The organism is Rhizobium sp. KNZ2-6A, from assembly GCF_056755475.1.
The window spans coordinates 136,655-152,879 of sequence record NZ_JBNDIC010000005.1 but is presented as its reverse complement, the minus strand read 5'-3'; the positions used below and the strand labels follow the sequence as shown (position 1 = coordinate 152,879).

Sequence of the window (16,225 nt, the reverse complement as noted above, 5' to 3'; positions counted from 1 at the left end):
CGGCATGATCTGCCTATGCAACTGCATTAGCATGCAGGATTGTGATTGACTAGTATGGTAGTCCACTATATGCCATTGCGTTATGGCGACGATGGAACCCCCAATCCGAACAACGGCGCAACGCACGGGCGAGCCCCAGTCGACCGTGTGGACGCTGGAAGCGACAGCCCCCGTGGGACCGCAGATCTATAAGGCGCTCCGCCGGCTGATCGTGCGGGGCGAGTTCAGCCCGGGCACGGCGATGTCGGAAGTGGATATTGCCGGACGATTTGCCACGAGCCGCCAGCCGGTGCGCGAGGCCTTCATCAAGCTTGCCGAGGACGGTCTGCTCGAAGTCAGGCCGCAACGCGGTACCTTCGTTCGAAAGATCAGCATCGCTCAGGTGGTCGACGCGCGTTTCGTGCGCGAGGCGATTGAAACCCATATCGTACGCGAGCTTGCGGCCAAGAGCGATGCCCGCCTGATCAGACATCTTCGCCTGCAGCTGGAAGAGCAGGCGGCAATCCCGATCGACAGCCCGGACGACTTCATGAAATTGGACGAGCAGTTTCATTGGACCTTGGCCGATGCGGCGGGCCGGTCCTATGGCTGGAAGGTCATCGAGGACGTGAAGCTGCAGATGGACCGCGTGCGTCACCTCACATTGAGAAGCTTTCCGCAGCAAAAACTCGTGCGACAGCATACCGCCATCGTCGACAGCATCGAACGCTCCGCCCCGGATGAGGCCGAGCGCGAGATGAGACAGCACCTGCAGCTCATCCTGGAGGATCTGCCGTCGGTCGAGGCGCAATATCCCGATTTTTTCACGCCATCGACTTAGCCGTTTGCCAATCGGCGCAGCCAGAACAGCGGCGGCGGATGGCTGCGCCGTCCTGTCTGACCGGAGATAGCGTCCCAGAAACACAGGAGGGAGCTCATGAAGACGAGAGCTTGCGTGCTTCACGCCCAGGGCGACATACGCATCGAGGAACGCGATATCGGTGCGGTCGGCGATGGACAAGTCCTGGTGCGTGTTGGAGCCGGCGGCATCTGCGGATCGGATATCCATTATTTCTGGGATGGCGGGATAGGCACGATCCGCGTCACCGAGCCGATCATCCTTGGTCACGAGGTCGCCGGCACCGTTGAGGCGGTCGGCGCAAGCGTTGGAAATGTGAAGCCAGGGGATCGGGTGGCGCTTTGCCCGAGCCGGCCCTGCGGCCACTGCCGCTTCTGCCAGATCGGACAACAGCAGCATTGCCTGAACATGCAGTTCTTCGGAAGCGCAATGCGCAAGCCGCACTGCGACGGCGGCTTTCGCGATCTCATCGTCGTCGAGGACTTTCAATGCGAGCCCATCGGCGAGGCAGGCCTGGACGAAGCAGCCTGCGCGGAGCCGCTGTCGGTCGGCCTTCATGCCATCAACAATGCCGGCAGCCTGCTTGGCAGACGCGTGGTGGTCATGGGAGCAGGCCCGATCGGCGCCCTCCTGATTGGTGCCGCACGCATGGCAGGCGCACGCGAAGTCGTGGCGGTCGACCTGGCGGAAGCCCCATTGAAGGCGGCGGAGAAAATGGGAGCCGCCCTGACCATCAATGGCGGCGACGGCGACAGCCTCGCCAGCTATTCCGAGGACAAGGGATACTTCGATGCCGGTTTCGAATGTACCGGATCGGGCATCGCGCTGAGCAATCTGTTTCCGATCGTGAAGCCGCGCGGCACCATCGTCGCGGTCGGTGTCAGCAACGGCTCGCATATCCCGTTCAATGCCCTGGTCGGAAAGGAGATCCGGCTGATCGGCACGCATCGCTTCCATGGCGAATATGCCCTCGCCGCCCGGATGATAGCGGAGCGACGCATAGATGTGCGGCCGATCATCACCTCGACGGTGCCGATGGAACACATCCGCGAGGCGTTCAATATCGTCCGCGACCGAACCACTCAAATGAAGGTGCAGCTCAGCTTCGCGACATAAGCAATCACGGCGCAATGATCGACAATGTGGAGGAGGAGTGAATGGCAGTAGTTGATACTCATGATCCGGCAACCATACGTAAATTGTCGGATGAAGCGACGAGAGTCCTGTTAAACAAGCCCAATACGATGTCCAGCACGCGCGGCGGCTGGATGATGATCGCAACTATCCTCATCGAGGCCTGGGATCTTTATGCCATCGCGTTTGTACTGATCTTCATCAAGACGGATTTCAATCCGACGGCGGCGCAGCTCGGTCTCGCCACTGCTGCCGTCCAGGGCGGCGCCTTGATCGGTGCGCTGCTCGGGGGGATCTTTGCCGACTATTTCGGACGAAAGAAGGTTTTCATCGGCACGATGATCCTCTTCATCGTGCTTGCGCTCGCGCAGGCCTTCGTGCGCGACATATGGGAGCTGATCCTTATCCGCTTCCTGATCGGCATTCCGCTCGGCAGCGACATCTCCAATGGCTATGCCTACATCATGGAATCGATGTCCAAGGGCAAGCGCGAACAAATGGGCAGCCGCTGGCAGTTCATGTTCGGCCTCGGCGAAGTATTCGCCATTATCATCATCACGGTGATGTACATCTTTGGCATGGACCATTCGCTGTTGTGGCGCGTCGCGCTGGCACTCGGCGCCGTTCCGGCGGCGATCCTGCTGTTTTGGCGCCTCGACCTGCCGGAGACGCCGCTTTCCCTGCTGCAGCGCGGCCATTTCAGAAAAGCCAAGGAAGTTTCCAAGCGGCTGTTCGACGATCCGCTCGACATGCTTCCGAACGAGGATGTGCAGCTCCCCAAACCCAAGCTCAGCGATTTCCTCAAGGTTATCTGGGCGGATCCGATCAAGAAACGGGCGACGATCTTCTCGTGGATTTCCAATGCATGCCAAGGCGCGGAATTCACCGCCTGGGGCTTCTACCTGCCGGTCATCCTAGTGCTGAGCGGCGTCGGCGTATCGAGCGACGGCAATATTACCGGCACGAACATGGTGACCGCGCTGATCTTCTGCCTTGCGACCGTTTCCGGTTATGTGGCGCCCCTTATGCTTCCCAGAATCGGTCATCGCGGCGTTGCCATGTGGGGTTTCGGTCTGGCTTTCTTCGGCCTCATCCTCGGCGGCTTCGCCATACAGTACGACTGGAAGATCATCATCGTCGTCGGCGCCTGCATTCTCATGTGGGGCCATTATTGGGATGCGTCCAATGGCATGACGATATCGTCCATGGTCGCTCCAAGCCGGTTCAAGGCCACGGCTTCGGGGTTTGGCTATGTATTCGTCAAAGCAGCATCATTCTTCGGCGCGTTTGTGTTTCCCATCCTCAGCGAGCAGTTTGGCAAGGCCGGCGCGACCTTTTCGGTGGCGATCCTATCGCTGACCGGGTTCCTCGCGGCCAAATTCATCCTGCCTGAAGTCTATGGCTACGTCGAAACCGAAGAAACGTCCGATCCCCGATAGAGAGTTGTGACAAAGAATGCCACCGGGCCTGAACATCCGGTGGCATCTTGCACAGTCGTAGCATCCCATTCTTGCCGACAAAGTTCGGGCCTGCCGAGCCATGCCGGCCCCCTTGCCCATCGGTAAGGTGTTTCGACCATCTATTCCGATATGGCGCGTGAGCAATGTGGATCAGCCCCAACCTGACCGCCGGACTAAACCTTTTGAAAGCCCCATCCCGGGATTGACGGAGCGACGGAAATCACGACAGAGTGCGCCTGCATAACCCTCTCCATCGAGTTGCCCTGGCGTTGGAAGGGCTCGACAGAACCTCGTAGCGAGCAGGAACGATAGCCATGCCCAAGCTCTCCGATATGACGAAGCATCGCGGCTTTCCGTCCGGCATGCCGGGAACAGGCATCCAATTCACCATTCGCCGCGCGAACCCCAGGGGTGTGACGCCGATCAAGCAGCTCCCTCGCCGTGCGCGACCGGGATCGCAGGAACACCGGGTCGATGCGGCCTTCCTGCACGCGCTCTGGCACCAATTCGGAGCCGAGCCTTTCGAGCGCGGCAACCTCGACGCTGCCCGCTTGAACCTTCTCTTTGGGCGCGAGGTCATCGCGGCGGACAAGGATTTCGATCCGATGTCCTATGAGGCAATGCTTGTCATCAATGAGAAGCTGGCTCGTGAAAATTTTCCGGAAGCCTTCGAAGACGTCATGGAAGTCTGACGAGGTTCCGAAGCGATTTGTCGGAAATTAGGTCCCTGCGCGGATCGTTCACGGCCTGCTCCCGCAAAAGCTGGCGCCGCTCGAAGAAACCGTTCGGAATCAACCTTCAACGGATTTGCGAAGACGGTGTCGGCTGGCCCTCCCGGCAGCGTTTGGAAAAATCTTTCCGCAAGGAAAGCATCTGTCTGGTTGCCAAAAAACCATAATTGTTCCACCTAAGATCATACATTCAACACTCAACGATCCAGAAGCGGACCAAGATTTGATGCGTATGAAATATGGTTTACTCTGCCTTTTCCTGGCAATTGCTCCGTCGGCATATGCTCTGGAAGCAGGTTCGCCGCCAATTTTGACGCCACTGCCGCAACAGGCGCAGGCCGCGCATTTGAGCGCAGAATTCCTCACCCGTTTCCATTACAGGCCGGTTCCCCTGGACGATGCTTTGTCAGCCAAGGTCATGAACCGGTTCATCAAATCCCTAGACCCGGACCGGATCATCTTCTCGCAGGCCGATATCGATAAGTTCATGGCCGGCAGCACCAAGATCGACGACGCCATCAACCAGGAAGATCTGAATATCCCGTTTTCGATTTTCAACGTCTATGAGCAGCGGGTGGTCGATCGCATGAGCTATGCGCGCAGCCTGCTCAAGCAGAAGTTTGATTTCAGCGTGCAGGAAGACTATCCCCTGGTGCGCGACAAGCAGCCGTGGCCGCAATCCGAAGCGGAAAGCAACGACCTGTGGCGTAAACGCGTCAAGAACGATTGGCTGCGCCTGAAATTGGCCGGCAAGGACGATGCCGCCATCCGCGACACGCTCGACAAACGCTATGAAAACTCGCTCGAACGCGCCTACAAGTACAAGAGCGACGACGTGTTCCAGTCGTTCATGGATGCCTACACGACCTCGGTCGACCCGCATACCGACTATTTCGGCGCGACTGCATCGGCTGAATTCGATATTTCCATGAAGCTCTCGCTGGTCGGCATCGGCGCGGTGCTGCAGGAAAGGGATGATTACACGACGATCCGCGAGCTCGTGGCGGGCGGCCCGGCGCAATTGTCCGGCAAGCTGGCGGTCGGTGACCGCATTATCGGTGTCGGCCAAGGCGAAAACGGTGCGATTAAGGAGGTCGTCGGGACGCGCCTCGACGAAATCGTGCAGATGATACGCGGCGCGAAGGGTTCCGTCGTGCGTCTGGATATCCTGCCGTCGGATACCGGCCCCGATGGCAAGCATCACGTCATCAGCCTGGTGCGCGATAAGATCAGCCTTGATAAGCAGGCCGCCAAGAAGACCATCCTGTCGGTCAAGGATGGCGATGCCAGCCGCAAGATCGGCGTCATCACCCTGCCGGCATTCTACGAAGACTTCGAAGCGCGGCGAAAGGGCGACAAGGATTACCGGAGCGCAAGCCGTGACGTCGCCAAGCTTCTCGATGAGCTGAAGCAGGACAAGGTCGAAGGCGTTCTGATCGACCTGCGAAACAACGGCGGCGGCTCGCTCGCCGAAGCGATCGATTTGACGGGTCTGTTTGTCGGTAAAGGCCCGGTGGTTCAGCAACGCAATGCGGACGGCCAGGTGGAAGTGGAAAGCGACGATCTTTCCACCCCCGCCTGGACCGGCCCGGTCGGTGTGCTGATCAATCGCGGCTCGGCCTCGGCTTCCGAGATTTTCGCCGCGGCGATGCAGGATTATGGCCGGGGCGTCATTGTCGGCGAACCCAGCTTTGGCAAGGGCACGGTGCAAACCGTTGTCAATCTCGACCAGGTAGCCCATAACGCCAAGCCGAAATTCGGCGAACTGAAATTGACCGTGGCCCAGTTTTTCCGGGTCGATGGCGGGACCACGCAGCTGCGCGGCGTGACGCCCGACATCAGCCTGCCGGGTCTTTCGGACCCCAAGAGCTTTGGTGAATCGAGCTATGACAACGCCCTGCCATGGACGCAGGTCAAGCCGGCAAAATATGCGCCCGCCGGTAACATCAAGGCATTGCTGCCGCAGCTGCAGAGCCGCCATGATGCGCGGGTGCAGAACGACAAGGACTTCCAGCGCTTTGTCGAAGACATCGCCATCCTGAAGGCACAGCGCGACAAGCAGGTCATTTCGCTCAACGAAACCGAACGTCGCAACGAAATGGCCGCTCAGGCAAACCGCCTCAAATCGCGCGACCAGATCAACGATGGAGTGGACACGGGCGAGGACGATGGCCTGCAGGCCAACGAACGCAGCCTGAGTGCCGATATCGCCATCGAGAAAGCCCGCAAGAATGCAAAGGACGTGCTGCTGAACGAAGCTGCCGCGATCCTCGCCGACGAGGCGAACCTGCAGGCGGGAGCGCCGAGGACGGCGGCGCAGTAGTCAAAAACGATGGGTAAGGCGGCGGCTTGCACAAGAGATGTCGCGATGAACCGCGATATCTTTCTTTGACCAGCGAGCAACCAGAATAGTTTCAGGGCATTCCCTGGGGCAAGCCAGATGAAGCGGCCTGGATGGATCTGGGCGCCCATCCGGAAAAAGCTGCCGAAATCGACGAGACGCTGGTCGTTGCGCCCGAATGATACACTGTGATGAGGCTGCTGCATCGCCGCCAGCAGCGCAGCGTCACGCCAGAAATGCTCTCATGCCGGACCTGCCGCTGGCACAGCTGACCACTCAATTCCGCTTAGAGCCGGATGTCGCCCGAAAACCGCTCACACTTTTCGGCATCCCGCTCTAGCCTGCTTGTCAGTGCCGGTTTCGAATGCCATTGCTCTTGGAACCTCGGATGCCGGATAGCAGCTTTAAATGAAACTGGATGCAATCGACCTGCGGATACTGGATGCCATTCAGCGCGATGGCCGCATCACCAAGCTTGCGCTCGCCGAAAAGGTCGGCCTGTCGCCGACGCCATGCTGGCTGCGCCTTCGCAAGCTGGAAAAGGCAGGCATCATCACCGGTTATCACGCGCGCCTGTCGTTGCGCCGGCTCGCTCCGATCGCCAATGTCATGGTCGAGCTTACGCTCGCCAACCATCGACAGGCCGATTTCGAGCGCTTCGAGCGGGCTGTCGTGACCATTCCGGAAATCGTTGCCTGCTGGGCCGTCGGCGGCGGCGTCGATTACATTTTGAAGATCATGGCAGCCAATATCGATGCCTATCAGCGCCTGATCGACGATCTCCTCGATCGCGATCTCGGCATCGAACGCTATTTCACCTACATCGTCACCAAGACCGTGAAGGAGGAGACGGTGCTGCCCGTCATCAACCTGCTTGCCCCGGATGTGCCCGACGGCGAATAGAGAGATTCTCTACCGACGCCTTTCTCTTTAGCTCCTTTCTCTCTTCCGACCGCCAGCAATGGACAATCTCTCGCGGCATTCCGTGACAGCATTGGACCATCTGGAAAGAGAGATCCGATCATGACCGCGCTCCACGCCCGCGCCACCTATCATGAAGCCCTTTCAAGGCTGAACGATCGCCATTTGCTGCGAGACCTCTCCTATGTCGCCGGCCGTTGGGTCGCCGCCAAGGCCGATCGGGGTTTCGAAGTCACCGATCCCGCATCCTCCGCAACGCTCGCCTGGGTCACCAGCCTCGACCAGAGAGAAGCCTTCGGGGCCATTGATGCTGCGATGGACGCCTTTGCAGCCTGGCGCGCGCTCTTGCCGCAACGGCGAGCGTCGATCCTACGCAGGTGGTACGAATTAATGATCGACGCTCGCGAGGATCTGGCGCTGATCATGACGTTGGAACAGGGCAAGCCGCTCGATGAATCCCGCGGCGAGATCGATTATGCCGCAAGCTTTGTCGAGTGGTATGCCGAGGAGGCCAAGCGGATCAACGTCGAAAGTGTGACCAGCCATCTGCCCGACACCGAAATGTTCGTGCGCAGGGAAGCCCTTGGCGTCGTCGGGATCGTCACGCCCTGGAACTTTCCGGCCGCCATGATCACGCGCAAGGCAGCCGCGGCGCTTGCCGCCGGCTGCACCGTCGTTGCCCACCCGTCGTCGGAAACGCCTTTGTCGGCGCTGGCGCTCGCCGAACTCGGCGAACGCGCCGGGCTCCCCGCCGGTGTCTTCAACGTACTGACCGGCGATGCCGCGACCATCGTCGGCGCCTTCTGCGACGATCCGCGGGTCAGGGCATTGAGCTTCACCGGCTCGACCGAGATTGGCAAGCTGATCGCCGGCCAATGTGCCGCAAGCATGAAGCGGCTTGTGATGGAACTTGGCGGCCATGCGCCGCTGATCGTCTTCGACGATGGCGATCTCGACCGCGCCGTCGACATCGCCATCAATGCCAAATTCGCAACCTCCGGCCAGGATTGTCTCGCCGCCAACCGCATCTTCGTTCAGCGCCCGATCATGGAAGCCTTTGTTACGGCGTTTGCCAAGCGCATCGAAGCCCTGAAGGTTGGAAACGGATTGGAGCGTGCCGTCGATATCGGCCCGCTCATGCACGAACGCGCCATTGCGAAGGTCGAGGAGCATGTCGCCGACGCATTGAAGCACGGCGCGCGGCTTGTGACCGGCGGCAAACGTCACCCGGCCGGTCCGCTGTTCTTTCAGCCGACCTTGCTCGTCGAGCCCTCGCCGGATGCTCTGATCATGCATGAAGAAACATTCGGGCCGGTCGCCGCCGTGAGCGCTTTCGATAGCGAAGACGAAGTCATCGCGCGTGCCAACGATACCGAATACGGCCTTGTCGCCTATGTCGTCACCGCGAATGGCGCGCGGCAGATGCGGCTCGGCCGGGCGCTCGAATACGGCATGGTCGCCGTCAACCGGGTGAAGATTACCGGCGGCCCGATCCCCTTTGGCGGCTGGAAGCAATCAGGCCTCGGCCGCGAGGGCTCCCGCCACGGCATCGAGGCCTTCACCGAGCTCAAATATCTCTGCGTCGACACGACAGCCTGACGCCTGGAATAGAAAAAGAAGGAATAAGAATATGCTGGATAAGCGCAACGAACTGAACGCCTGGGACCGGGACCATTTCTTTCACCCCTCGACCCATATGGGAATGCATGCGCGCGGCGAAACCCCGACCCGCATCATCGCCGGCGCCGAAGGCGTTTATATTACCGACACCAACGGCAAGAAGAGCCTTGACGCCTTTGCCGGCCTTTACTGCGTTAACGTCGGCTATAACAGGCAGAAGATCGCCGATGCGATCGCCGAGCAGGCAAAGAACCTCGCCTATTATCACGCCTATGTCGGCCATGGCACGGAAGCTTCGATCACGCTTTCGAAGATGATCATCGACCGCGCGCCTCAGGGCATGAGCCGCGTCTATTTCGGCCTTTCCGGCTCCGATGCCAATGAGACCAACATCAAGCTCATCTGGTATTACAACAATATTCTCGGCCGGCCGGAAAAGAAGAAGATCATCTCTCGCTGGCGCGGCTATCATGGCTCCGGCGTCATGACGGGCAGCCTCACCGGCCTCGAACTCTTCCACAAGGCCTTCGACTTGCCGCGCGCGCCGATCCTCCATACGGAAGCGCCCTATTTCTTCCGCCGCGCCGACCGGTCGATGAACGAGGAACAGTTCGCGCAGCATTGTGCCGACAGGCTCGAGGAAATGATCCTTGCAGAAGGTCCGGAAACGGTCGCCGCCTTCATCGGCGAGCCAATCCTCGGCACCGGCGGCATCGTTCCGCCGCCGAAGACCTATTGGCAGAAGATTCAGGCCATTCTCGACAAATACGATATCCTGCTTGTGGCCGACGAAGTCGTCACCGGCTTCGGCCGCCTCGGCACGATGTTCGGCTCCGATCACTATGGCATGAAGCCGGACCTGATTACTATCGCCAAGGGTCTGACCTCGGCCTATGCCCCGCTTTCAGGCAGCATCGTTTCCGACACGATGTGGCAGGTTCTCGTCCAGGGATCCGATCAGCTCGGCGCCATCGGCCACGGCTGGACCTATTCCGCCCATCCGATCTGCGCGGCTGCCGGCATCGCCAATCTCGAACTGGTCGATGAACTCGGCATCGTCGAAAATGCGGGTTCCACAGGCGCCTATTTCCGCTCCGAACTTGCCAAGGCCGTCGGCGGCCACAGGCATGTCGGCGAGGTCCGCGGCGATGGGCTGATGGCTGCTATCGAATTCGTCGAGGACAAGGACGACCGCAAGTTCTTCGACCCCGCGCAGAAGATCGGACCGCAGGTGGCGGCGGCGCTGCTCGAGCGCGGCGTCATCGGCCGTGCCATGCCGCAGGGAGATATCCTCGGTTTTGCGCCGCCACTGTGCCTGACGCGCGAGGAAGCAGATATCGTCGTCAAGGCTGCCGCCGGCGCCATCGAAAGCGTGCTTTCAAGCCGCTGATCCGGTCGTTGTCGGTTTAACTCCGTGTGTTCTACGCGATGAAGCGCGACCCGTTGTTGACAATGGGCCGCGCTATTGCATTCGATCATCGCCATCCAGCATTGGATGGTGTACATGGATCTCGATAATTGTACCGGATCAATCCATGTATCGTCATGATTCCAAAGACCAGGACAATGGCGCCTGGAAGCCTGTCCTTCAGCATCGCAAGGGCGTGACCAAGCACAAGCTGCTTACCGACAAGATCATTGCCGATATCGATGACGGCATCCTGCCGGTGCAGGCACAGATGCCGACGCATCGCGATCTCGCCCATGCGCTGGGAATTTCAGTCCAGACCGTGAGCCTCAGCTACAAGGAGGCCGAACGCCGCGGCTATCTGCGCGGCGAAGTCGGGCGCGGCACCTTCGTGCGCAGCCGGGTCACCGAACGCGCCGACAGCTTCATGCTCGATCGCGATCCGAGCGGCAGCGCCGATCTTTCCATCATCCGTGCTGTTTATACCGAGGCGCATGAGCGGTCGGCCCGCGAACTCATGCAGGCTTTGGCCGAAAGCGACAATAGCAGCTTCATGCGGCCCTGCCGGCCGATCGCCGGCCTCGATGCCCATCGCGCTGCGGCGCAGGTCTGGCTCGCCGGCTTATCGGTCAAAACCGATCCGGATCGCATCCTCATCACAAATGGCGCCGCTCACGGCCTCTTCCTTGCCGTCGCTTCGGTCGTTCGTCCGGGCGAAGTGGTCCTGACCGAGAACCTGACCGATCACGGCATCATCGGCCTTGCCAACGTCCTGGGCTTTACACTGCGCGGCCTTCCGACCGATCGCGAGGGTATCCTGCCCGAGGCCTTCGAGGCCGCCTGCGCGATCGGTGACGTGTCGGCATTGGTAATCGTTTCCTCGCTCGGCAACCCCACCAGCCATGTCATGGGGACCGAGCGCCGACGCGCGATCGCCGACATAGCCCGCCGGCACAATATCTTCGTCATCGAGGATGAGGTCTACAAGCCCATGCTGCGAGATCCCCTTCCCTCGATGGCGGATCTCATACCCGAGCTCGGCTTCTTCGTGACCAGCTTCACCAAATCCGTGATGACGGGATTGCGCATCGGCTATCTTGTCGTACCGGCGCATTATTCGATCCGCGCCGCCTCGATCCTGCGCGTGACCGGTTGGAGCGCCACCAATGTCGTGGCCGAAATGGCCTCGCGCTGGGTTCTGGATGGAACGGCCGAAGCCCTGCTTGCCGTCCAGCGAAGCGAGGCGGAGGCCCGGCAGGCGATCGTCTCCGGCGTGCTGGCGCCGTTCGTCGCCGGCAGCCATCCCCTGTCGCTTTGCGCATGGTTGTCTGTTCCCGAGCGCTGGACGGAGGAAGGACTTGTGCGCGCCCTTGCCCGCAAGGGTGTTGCGGTCACGCCGTCCGATCCGTTCGTCGCCGGCGGAGAGCGGCCGGTCGGCGGTATCCGCATCTGCCTCGGCGGCCGCCTGTCCCATTCCGCCCTTCGCTCGGCGCTTGAGACAGTTCGCGGCACCTTCGAACAACTGCCCCCGGTCTTCGACGTCGGCTCAATCGTCTAGCCTTGCCGCAGCCCAATTCCGTCAAAGTATCGAGCCCAGAAACTCCTTGGTGCGCTCTTCCTTGGGCGCACTGAAGATCTCTTCAGGCTTGCCCTGTTCGCAAATGCGGCCCTTGTCGAAGAAGCAGACACGGTCGGACACTTCGCGGGCGAAGCGCATCTCGTGCGTGACCAGCAGCATGGTCAGATCATGCTCGTGCGCGAGATCGCGGATGACGCCGAGCACCTCGCCGACCAGCTGCGGGTCGAGCGCCGATGTCGGCTCGTCGAACAACAGGACTCTTGGGCGCATGGCAAGCGCGCGGGCGATCGCAACACGCTGCTGCTGGCCGCCGGAAAGCTGGCTTGGATAATGATCCTTCTTTTCCGAGAGCCCAACCATGCGCAGGAGGTCGACGGCGCGGCACTCGGCTTCCGCCCGGCCAAGCCCGAGCACGCGCGTCGGCGCCTCGACGACGTTGCGCAGCACCGTCATGTGCGGAAACAGATTAAAGCTTTGGAACACCATGCCGACATGGGTGCGGATCTGGCGCAGATGCGCCTCGCTGGCGAGGAAGCGTCCCCGCCCATTGTCCTGATGGTAGGACATGCCGGCCAGATGCAGGGTTCCTTCCTGGAACGGTTCAAGCGTCATCAGAATGCGCAGGACCGTCGATTTTCCTGAGCCGGAAGGGCCGATCAATGTCACCTTCTCACCGGGGGTGACATCGAAGCAGAAATTGTCGAGCACGGTCAGGTGGCCGTAGCGTTTGGTCACATCTTGAAAGCGGATCAATGGTTGCGTCATCTCAGAGCAATTCCGTTTTTCGGCAGCGCCTTTTCGAGCCAATGAATGGCTGCCGAGCAGACGAGCGTGAGGATGAGGAAGATCAGGCCGACGAGGGAAAGCGGCACCAGATACTCGAACGTCCGATCCCCGATGAGATTGGCAAGGTTGAGCATGTCGACCACCGTCACGACGGAGAGCACCGGCGTCTCCTTGAGCATGGAGACGAGATAGTTGCCCATGGCCGGTATGATGCGCGGAATGGCCTGCGGGATGATGATATCCCAATAGGTACGGCCGCGGCCGAGATTGAGCGCCGTCGCAGCTTCCCATTGCCCGAGCGGCACCGCATCCAGGCCGCCACGATAGACCTCCGACGTATAGGCGGAATATTGCAGCCCGAGCGCCAGCGCGCCGGTCAGGAAGGCGGGCAGCACGATGCCGTAGATCGGCAAGACGTAGTAGAGAAAGAAGAGCTGGACGAGCAGCGGCGTATCGCGCAGGAACTCGATGACGAAAGCCGTCGGCCAGGAGATCGCCACGAAACGGCTACGCCGCAGCAAAGCGAAGACCAGGCCAAGAACAAGCGCGATCGCAAAGCCGGCGGCTGCCGCCTCCAGCGTGACGATCAGGCCGATGCCGAGGATCGGCAGGATCGACAATGCAAAGGACAGGGTGGTCGACGTGTCCCAGGCGAAGCCATACATCATGCCGGCGCCCTCCCCGGGAAAGCGACGCCACGGCTAAGGACCGTCTCCAGCCAGCGCATGAAGGCAACCAGAATGAGCGCCATGATGAAATATCCGACGAGCGTCAGCGAATAGATCGTCACGCTGTCCAAGGTGATGTTGCGCAATTGCTGCGCCTGGAAGGTCAGATCGCTGATCGAGATCAGTGAGACCAGCGCCGTATCCTTCAGATTCTGGACGGCAAGATTGCCGAAGGCCGGCATCATTTCGACCACGGCCTGCGGCAGGACGATATGGAAGAGCGCCTGGCTCTGCCGGAAATTCAGGGCTCGCGCCGCCTCATGCTGGGTGTCGGGAACCGCCTGCAGCGCGCCGCGCACGACTTCGGCCCCATAGGCGCCGATGTTGAGCGCCAGACCGGCTATGCCCGTGGTAATCGGGTCGAAGGAGATTCCGATCAGCGGCAGTGCGTAATAGAGCCAGAAAAGCTGCACCAGAAGCGACGTGCCGCGGAAGATCTCGATATAGACGATCGCGATTGAGGACAGCAGGCGCCCGCCGGCGAAGCGCGCGAGGCCGGCTGCAAAGGCGAAGATCGCACCAAGAAACATGGAGGCGATGGCGATGAGCGCCGTCACCTCCGCGCCCTTCAGCAGCGCCGGCAGATAGTGTGTCCAGCTCATATCCGGGTCACCTCCGTTCCAGGATCGAAGGGGCCGAACGACCTGGCGATCGTCCGCAGACGGCCGCCAAGTCGTTCTCGACTATCGATAGAGTCACTTGCCCGCGCACAGGTCTTCGGTGCTCTTTGTGCGTGCAGCCTCGACGCTTTCGGCGCTGAGACCATAGGACATCAGGATCTTCTTGTAGTCGTCCGTCTTCTTGAAGGCTTCAAGAGCAGTGTTGAACGCCTTATAAAGATCCTTGTCCTCAGGCCGGAAATCGAAGCCGCCATAGCTTCTGACCGATTTGCCTGCGATCACCGGATCGGTGAACGGCTCCGCGTGCTCGACATTCGTGCTGCCCTGAACCAGCTTGGCGACCGTCAGCTCGGTTGCCGCATAGGCGTCGGCACGGCCAGTCTGGATCGTGGAAAGCGCGTCCGCATTCGCCTGGATCATGACGATCTGGGATTCCGGAATGCCGAGACCATGGAAGAAGTCGAGCTGATCGGCACCCGACACGATCGCGACCTTGAGCGACGGATCCTTCTTGATGTCCTCATAGGAATGCAGCTTCTTCGGATTGCCCTTCGGCACCAGCAGTCCCTCGCCGTAGCTGGAGTTCGGCGTGGTGAACTGCACCTGCTTGCAGCGTTCGGGCAGGATGTTCTGCTCGGCGGCAACGAAGTCGAAGCGCTTGGCCTTGAGGCCGGGAATGAGCGATCCGAATGGCGTCACGGTCCAGTCGACTTCCTTGACACCCATCGACTTCAGGACGGCAGCCGCGACATCGGGACCGATGCCTTTGGCCGCACCGCTCTCATCCATATAGCTATAGGGAACCTCATTGGCGCTGGCACCTCGGATATAGCCATCCTTCTTGACCTGTTCGAGGCTGGCGGCATGGGCGGATGCGGCCAGGCCGACGGTCAGGCCCATGGTGGCAAGGCTGCGGTAAAAATTCGATCTCATCGTTCACTCCTCTGTGGTTGAAATCCGTCATCGGCTGTCTGGTTTTCCGGATCTTTGCCGTTAACAGGGTGGTGATCCGCGCCGCGCTGTCGCGACGCGGCAATTCAAGGGCCTTCCGTCAAAGTCGCGACGACGGCGAGGCAATCCCCGGTCTTGATCAGCCCGGGGAAATGACGTGCGGCAAGAACACCGTCCAGCGCCGCCCGATAGTCAAAGGGTTCGGTTCCGGTGCGGCCGATCGGATGGATGCGGGCGATGATCTCTCCCTGTGCAACCGTGTCGCCCAGATCCTTGAGCGGCTCAAAAAGCCCGTCGGCCTCGGAAAAGACGAAGCAATCCGACGACGGCATATCGAGCCATTGCGTCGCTTCGATCTCCGGCGCGCCAGAGACAATTCCCGCATGCTTCAGGACATTCAGAACGCCGCGCTTAGCAATGGAAGCCGTACGCGCCGATATGGTTCCACCGCCGGAAAGCTCGGTGGTCACAAAGACCTTGCCCATCTCCTCGGCTGTCGTGTCATACATCCCGACGGCATCGATCTCGATCATCCGCATGGAATAGGGTGCGGAAAACGCGGCGACGCCATCGAAGCAAGCCTTCTCCTGGCCCTTGTCCGGCAGAGCGTGTGCCGCGGCATAGGGCAGGAAATCGAGGGTCCGGCCGCCCGAATGGAAATCGAGCACGATGTCGGCCAGCGGCAGCAGGTAGCGGGTAAAGTAATCGGCGATCTTCTCGGTGACGCTGCCGTCGGGCTGGCCGGGGAAACTGCGATTGAGGTTGCCCTTGTCGATCGGAGAGGTGCGGGTACCGGCTCGAAAAGCGGGATAGTTCATCGCTGGAACGATGATGATCCTCCCCTTGATCTCCTCCGACGTCAGTGTCCGGGCGAGATCGAAGAGCGCAACAGGACCCTCATATTCGTCTCCATGATTGGCGCCGGTCAAAAGCGCTGTCGGCCCTTCGCCGTTCCTGATGACGCAGATCGGGATCATGATCGAACCCCAGGCGGAATCGTCGCGCGACCAGGGCAGTCGCAGGTGACCGTGCTGGATGCCATCGCGCTCAAAGTCGACGGTCGGGGTAATCGGCGATGGTCGTTTGGAAATGCTCATGCTGTTCATCT

Annotated in this window: 14 protein-coding genes; 9 read left to right on the top strand and 5 right to left on the bottom strand. The window is 60.5% G+C overall.

All coding sequences use genetic code 11. The features are described from left to right. Positions 1 to 91: 91 nt before the first annotated feature. The 9 genes from ACPYOP_RS05895 (at position 92) to ehuR (ending at position 12,011) form a co-directional block, all read left to right on the top strand. Positions 92 to 820 carry a GntR family transcriptional regulator gene (locus ACPYOP_RS05895; RefSeq protein WP_481409458.1) on the top strand — a complete coding sequence of 243 codons (729 nt, stop codon included), beginning with the start codon at positions 92 to 94 and terminating at the stop codon, positions 818 to 820. A gap of 96 nt (positions 821 to 916) precedes the next feature. Further along, positions 917 to 1,954: an L-idonate 5-dehydrogenase gene (locus ACPYOP_RS05890; RefSeq protein WP_481409457.1), complete on the top strand. Its 1,038-nt coding sequence runs from the start codon at positions 917 to 919 to the stop codon at positions 1,952 to 1,954. Between the two features lie 41 nt (positions 1,955 to 1,995). Next, complete coding sequence (locus ACPYOP_RS05885) at positions 1,996 to 3,411, top strand: MFS transporter (protein ID WP_481409456.1); 1,416 nt, start codon at positions 1,996 to 1,998, stop codon at positions 3,409 to 3,411. 335 nt (positions 3,412 to 3,746) lie between these two features. Next, the gene (locus ACPYOP_RS05880; protein ID WP_481409455.1) at positions 3,747 to 4,124 is read left to right on the top strand and encodes a hypothetical protein; all 378 of its coding nucleotides are present in this window, start codon (positions 3,747 to 3,749) and stop codon (positions 4,122 to 4,124) included. A gap of 265 nt (positions 4,125 to 4,389) precedes the next feature. Next, positions 4,390 to 6,486, top strand: a complete 2,097-nt coding sequence (locus ACPYOP_RS05875) for a carboxy terminal-processing peptidase (protein ID WP_481409454.1) — start codon at positions 4,390 to 4,392, stop codon at positions 6,484 to 6,486. 426 nt (positions 6,487 to 6,912) lie between these two features. Beyond that, positions 6,913 to 7,407: an Lrp/AsnC family transcriptional regulator gene (locus ACPYOP_RS05870; RefSeq protein WP_481409453.1), complete on the top strand. Its 495-nt coding sequence runs from the start codon at positions 6,913 to 6,915 to the stop codon at positions 7,405 to 7,407. 120 nt (positions 7,408 to 7,527) lie between these two features. After that, a complete protein-coding gene (locus ACPYOP_RS05865; RefSeq protein ID WP_481409452.1) occupies positions 7,528 to 9,024 on the top strand; it encodes an NAD-dependent succinate-semialdehyde dehydrogenase in 1,497 nt (498 codons plus the stop codon). Positions 9,025 to 9,055: 31 nt separating this feature from the next. Next, positions 9,056 to 10,435 (top strand): aminotransferase, encoded by a 1,380-nt coding sequence (locus ACPYOP_RS05860; protein ID WP_481409451.1) that lies wholly within the window; start codon positions 9,056 to 9,058, stop codon positions 10,433 to 10,435. Positions 10,436 to 10,580: 145 nt separating this feature from the next. Next, on the top strand, positions 10,581 to 12,011 hold the full coding sequence (ehuR, locus tag ACPYOP_RS05855) for a MocR-like ectoine utilization transcription factor EhuR (RefSeq protein WP_481409450.1): 1,431 nt from the start codon (positions 10,581 to 10,583) through the stop codon (positions 12,009 to 12,011). 21 nt (positions 12,012 to 12,032) lie between these two features. Here the strand turns inward: ehuR and ehuA are convergent, their stop codons facing one another. The 5 genes from ehuA to doeB form a co-directional block, all read right to left on the bottom strand. After that, positions 12,033 to 12,797 (bottom strand): ectoine/hydroxyectoine ABC transporter ATP-binding protein EhuA, encoded by a 765-nt coding sequence (gene ehuA / locus ACPYOP_RS05850; protein ID WP_457889276.1) that lies wholly within the window; start codon positions 12,795 to 12,797, stop codon positions 12,033 to 12,035. After that, positions 12,794 to 13,486, bottom strand: coding sequence for an ectoine/hydroxyectoine ABC transporter permease subunit EhuD (gene ehuD / locus ACPYOP_RS05845; protein ID WP_481409449.1), 693 nt, complete (start codon positions 13,484 to 13,486; stop codon positions 12,794 to 12,796). Before ehuD ends, ehuA begins: the two co-directional genes overlap by 4 nt. Next, entirely contained in the window at positions 13,483 to 14,148 is a 666-nt protein-coding gene (gene ehuC, locus ACPYOP_RS05840) for an ectoine/hydroxyectoine ABC transporter permease subunit EhuC (protein WP_481409448.1), read from the bottom strand. Before ehuC ends, ehuD begins: the two co-directional genes overlap by 4 nt. 93 nt (positions 14,149 to 14,241) lie before the next feature. Beyond that, positions 14,242 to 15,099, bottom strand: a complete 858-nt coding sequence (gene ehuB / locus ACPYOP_RS05835; protein ID WP_481409447.1) for an ectoine/hydroxyectoine ABC transporter substrate-binding protein EhuB — start codon at positions 15,097 to 15,099, stop codon at positions 14,242 to 14,244. Between the two features lie 104 nt (positions 15,100 to 15,203). Further along, a complete protein-coding gene (gene doeB / locus ACPYOP_RS05830) occupies positions 15,204 to 16,223 on the bottom strand; it encodes a N(2)-acetyl-L-2,4-diaminobutanoate deacetylase DoeB (protein WP_481409446.1) in 1,020 nt (339 codons plus the stop codon). Between the last annotated feature and the right edge of the window lie 2 nt (positions 16,224 to 16,225).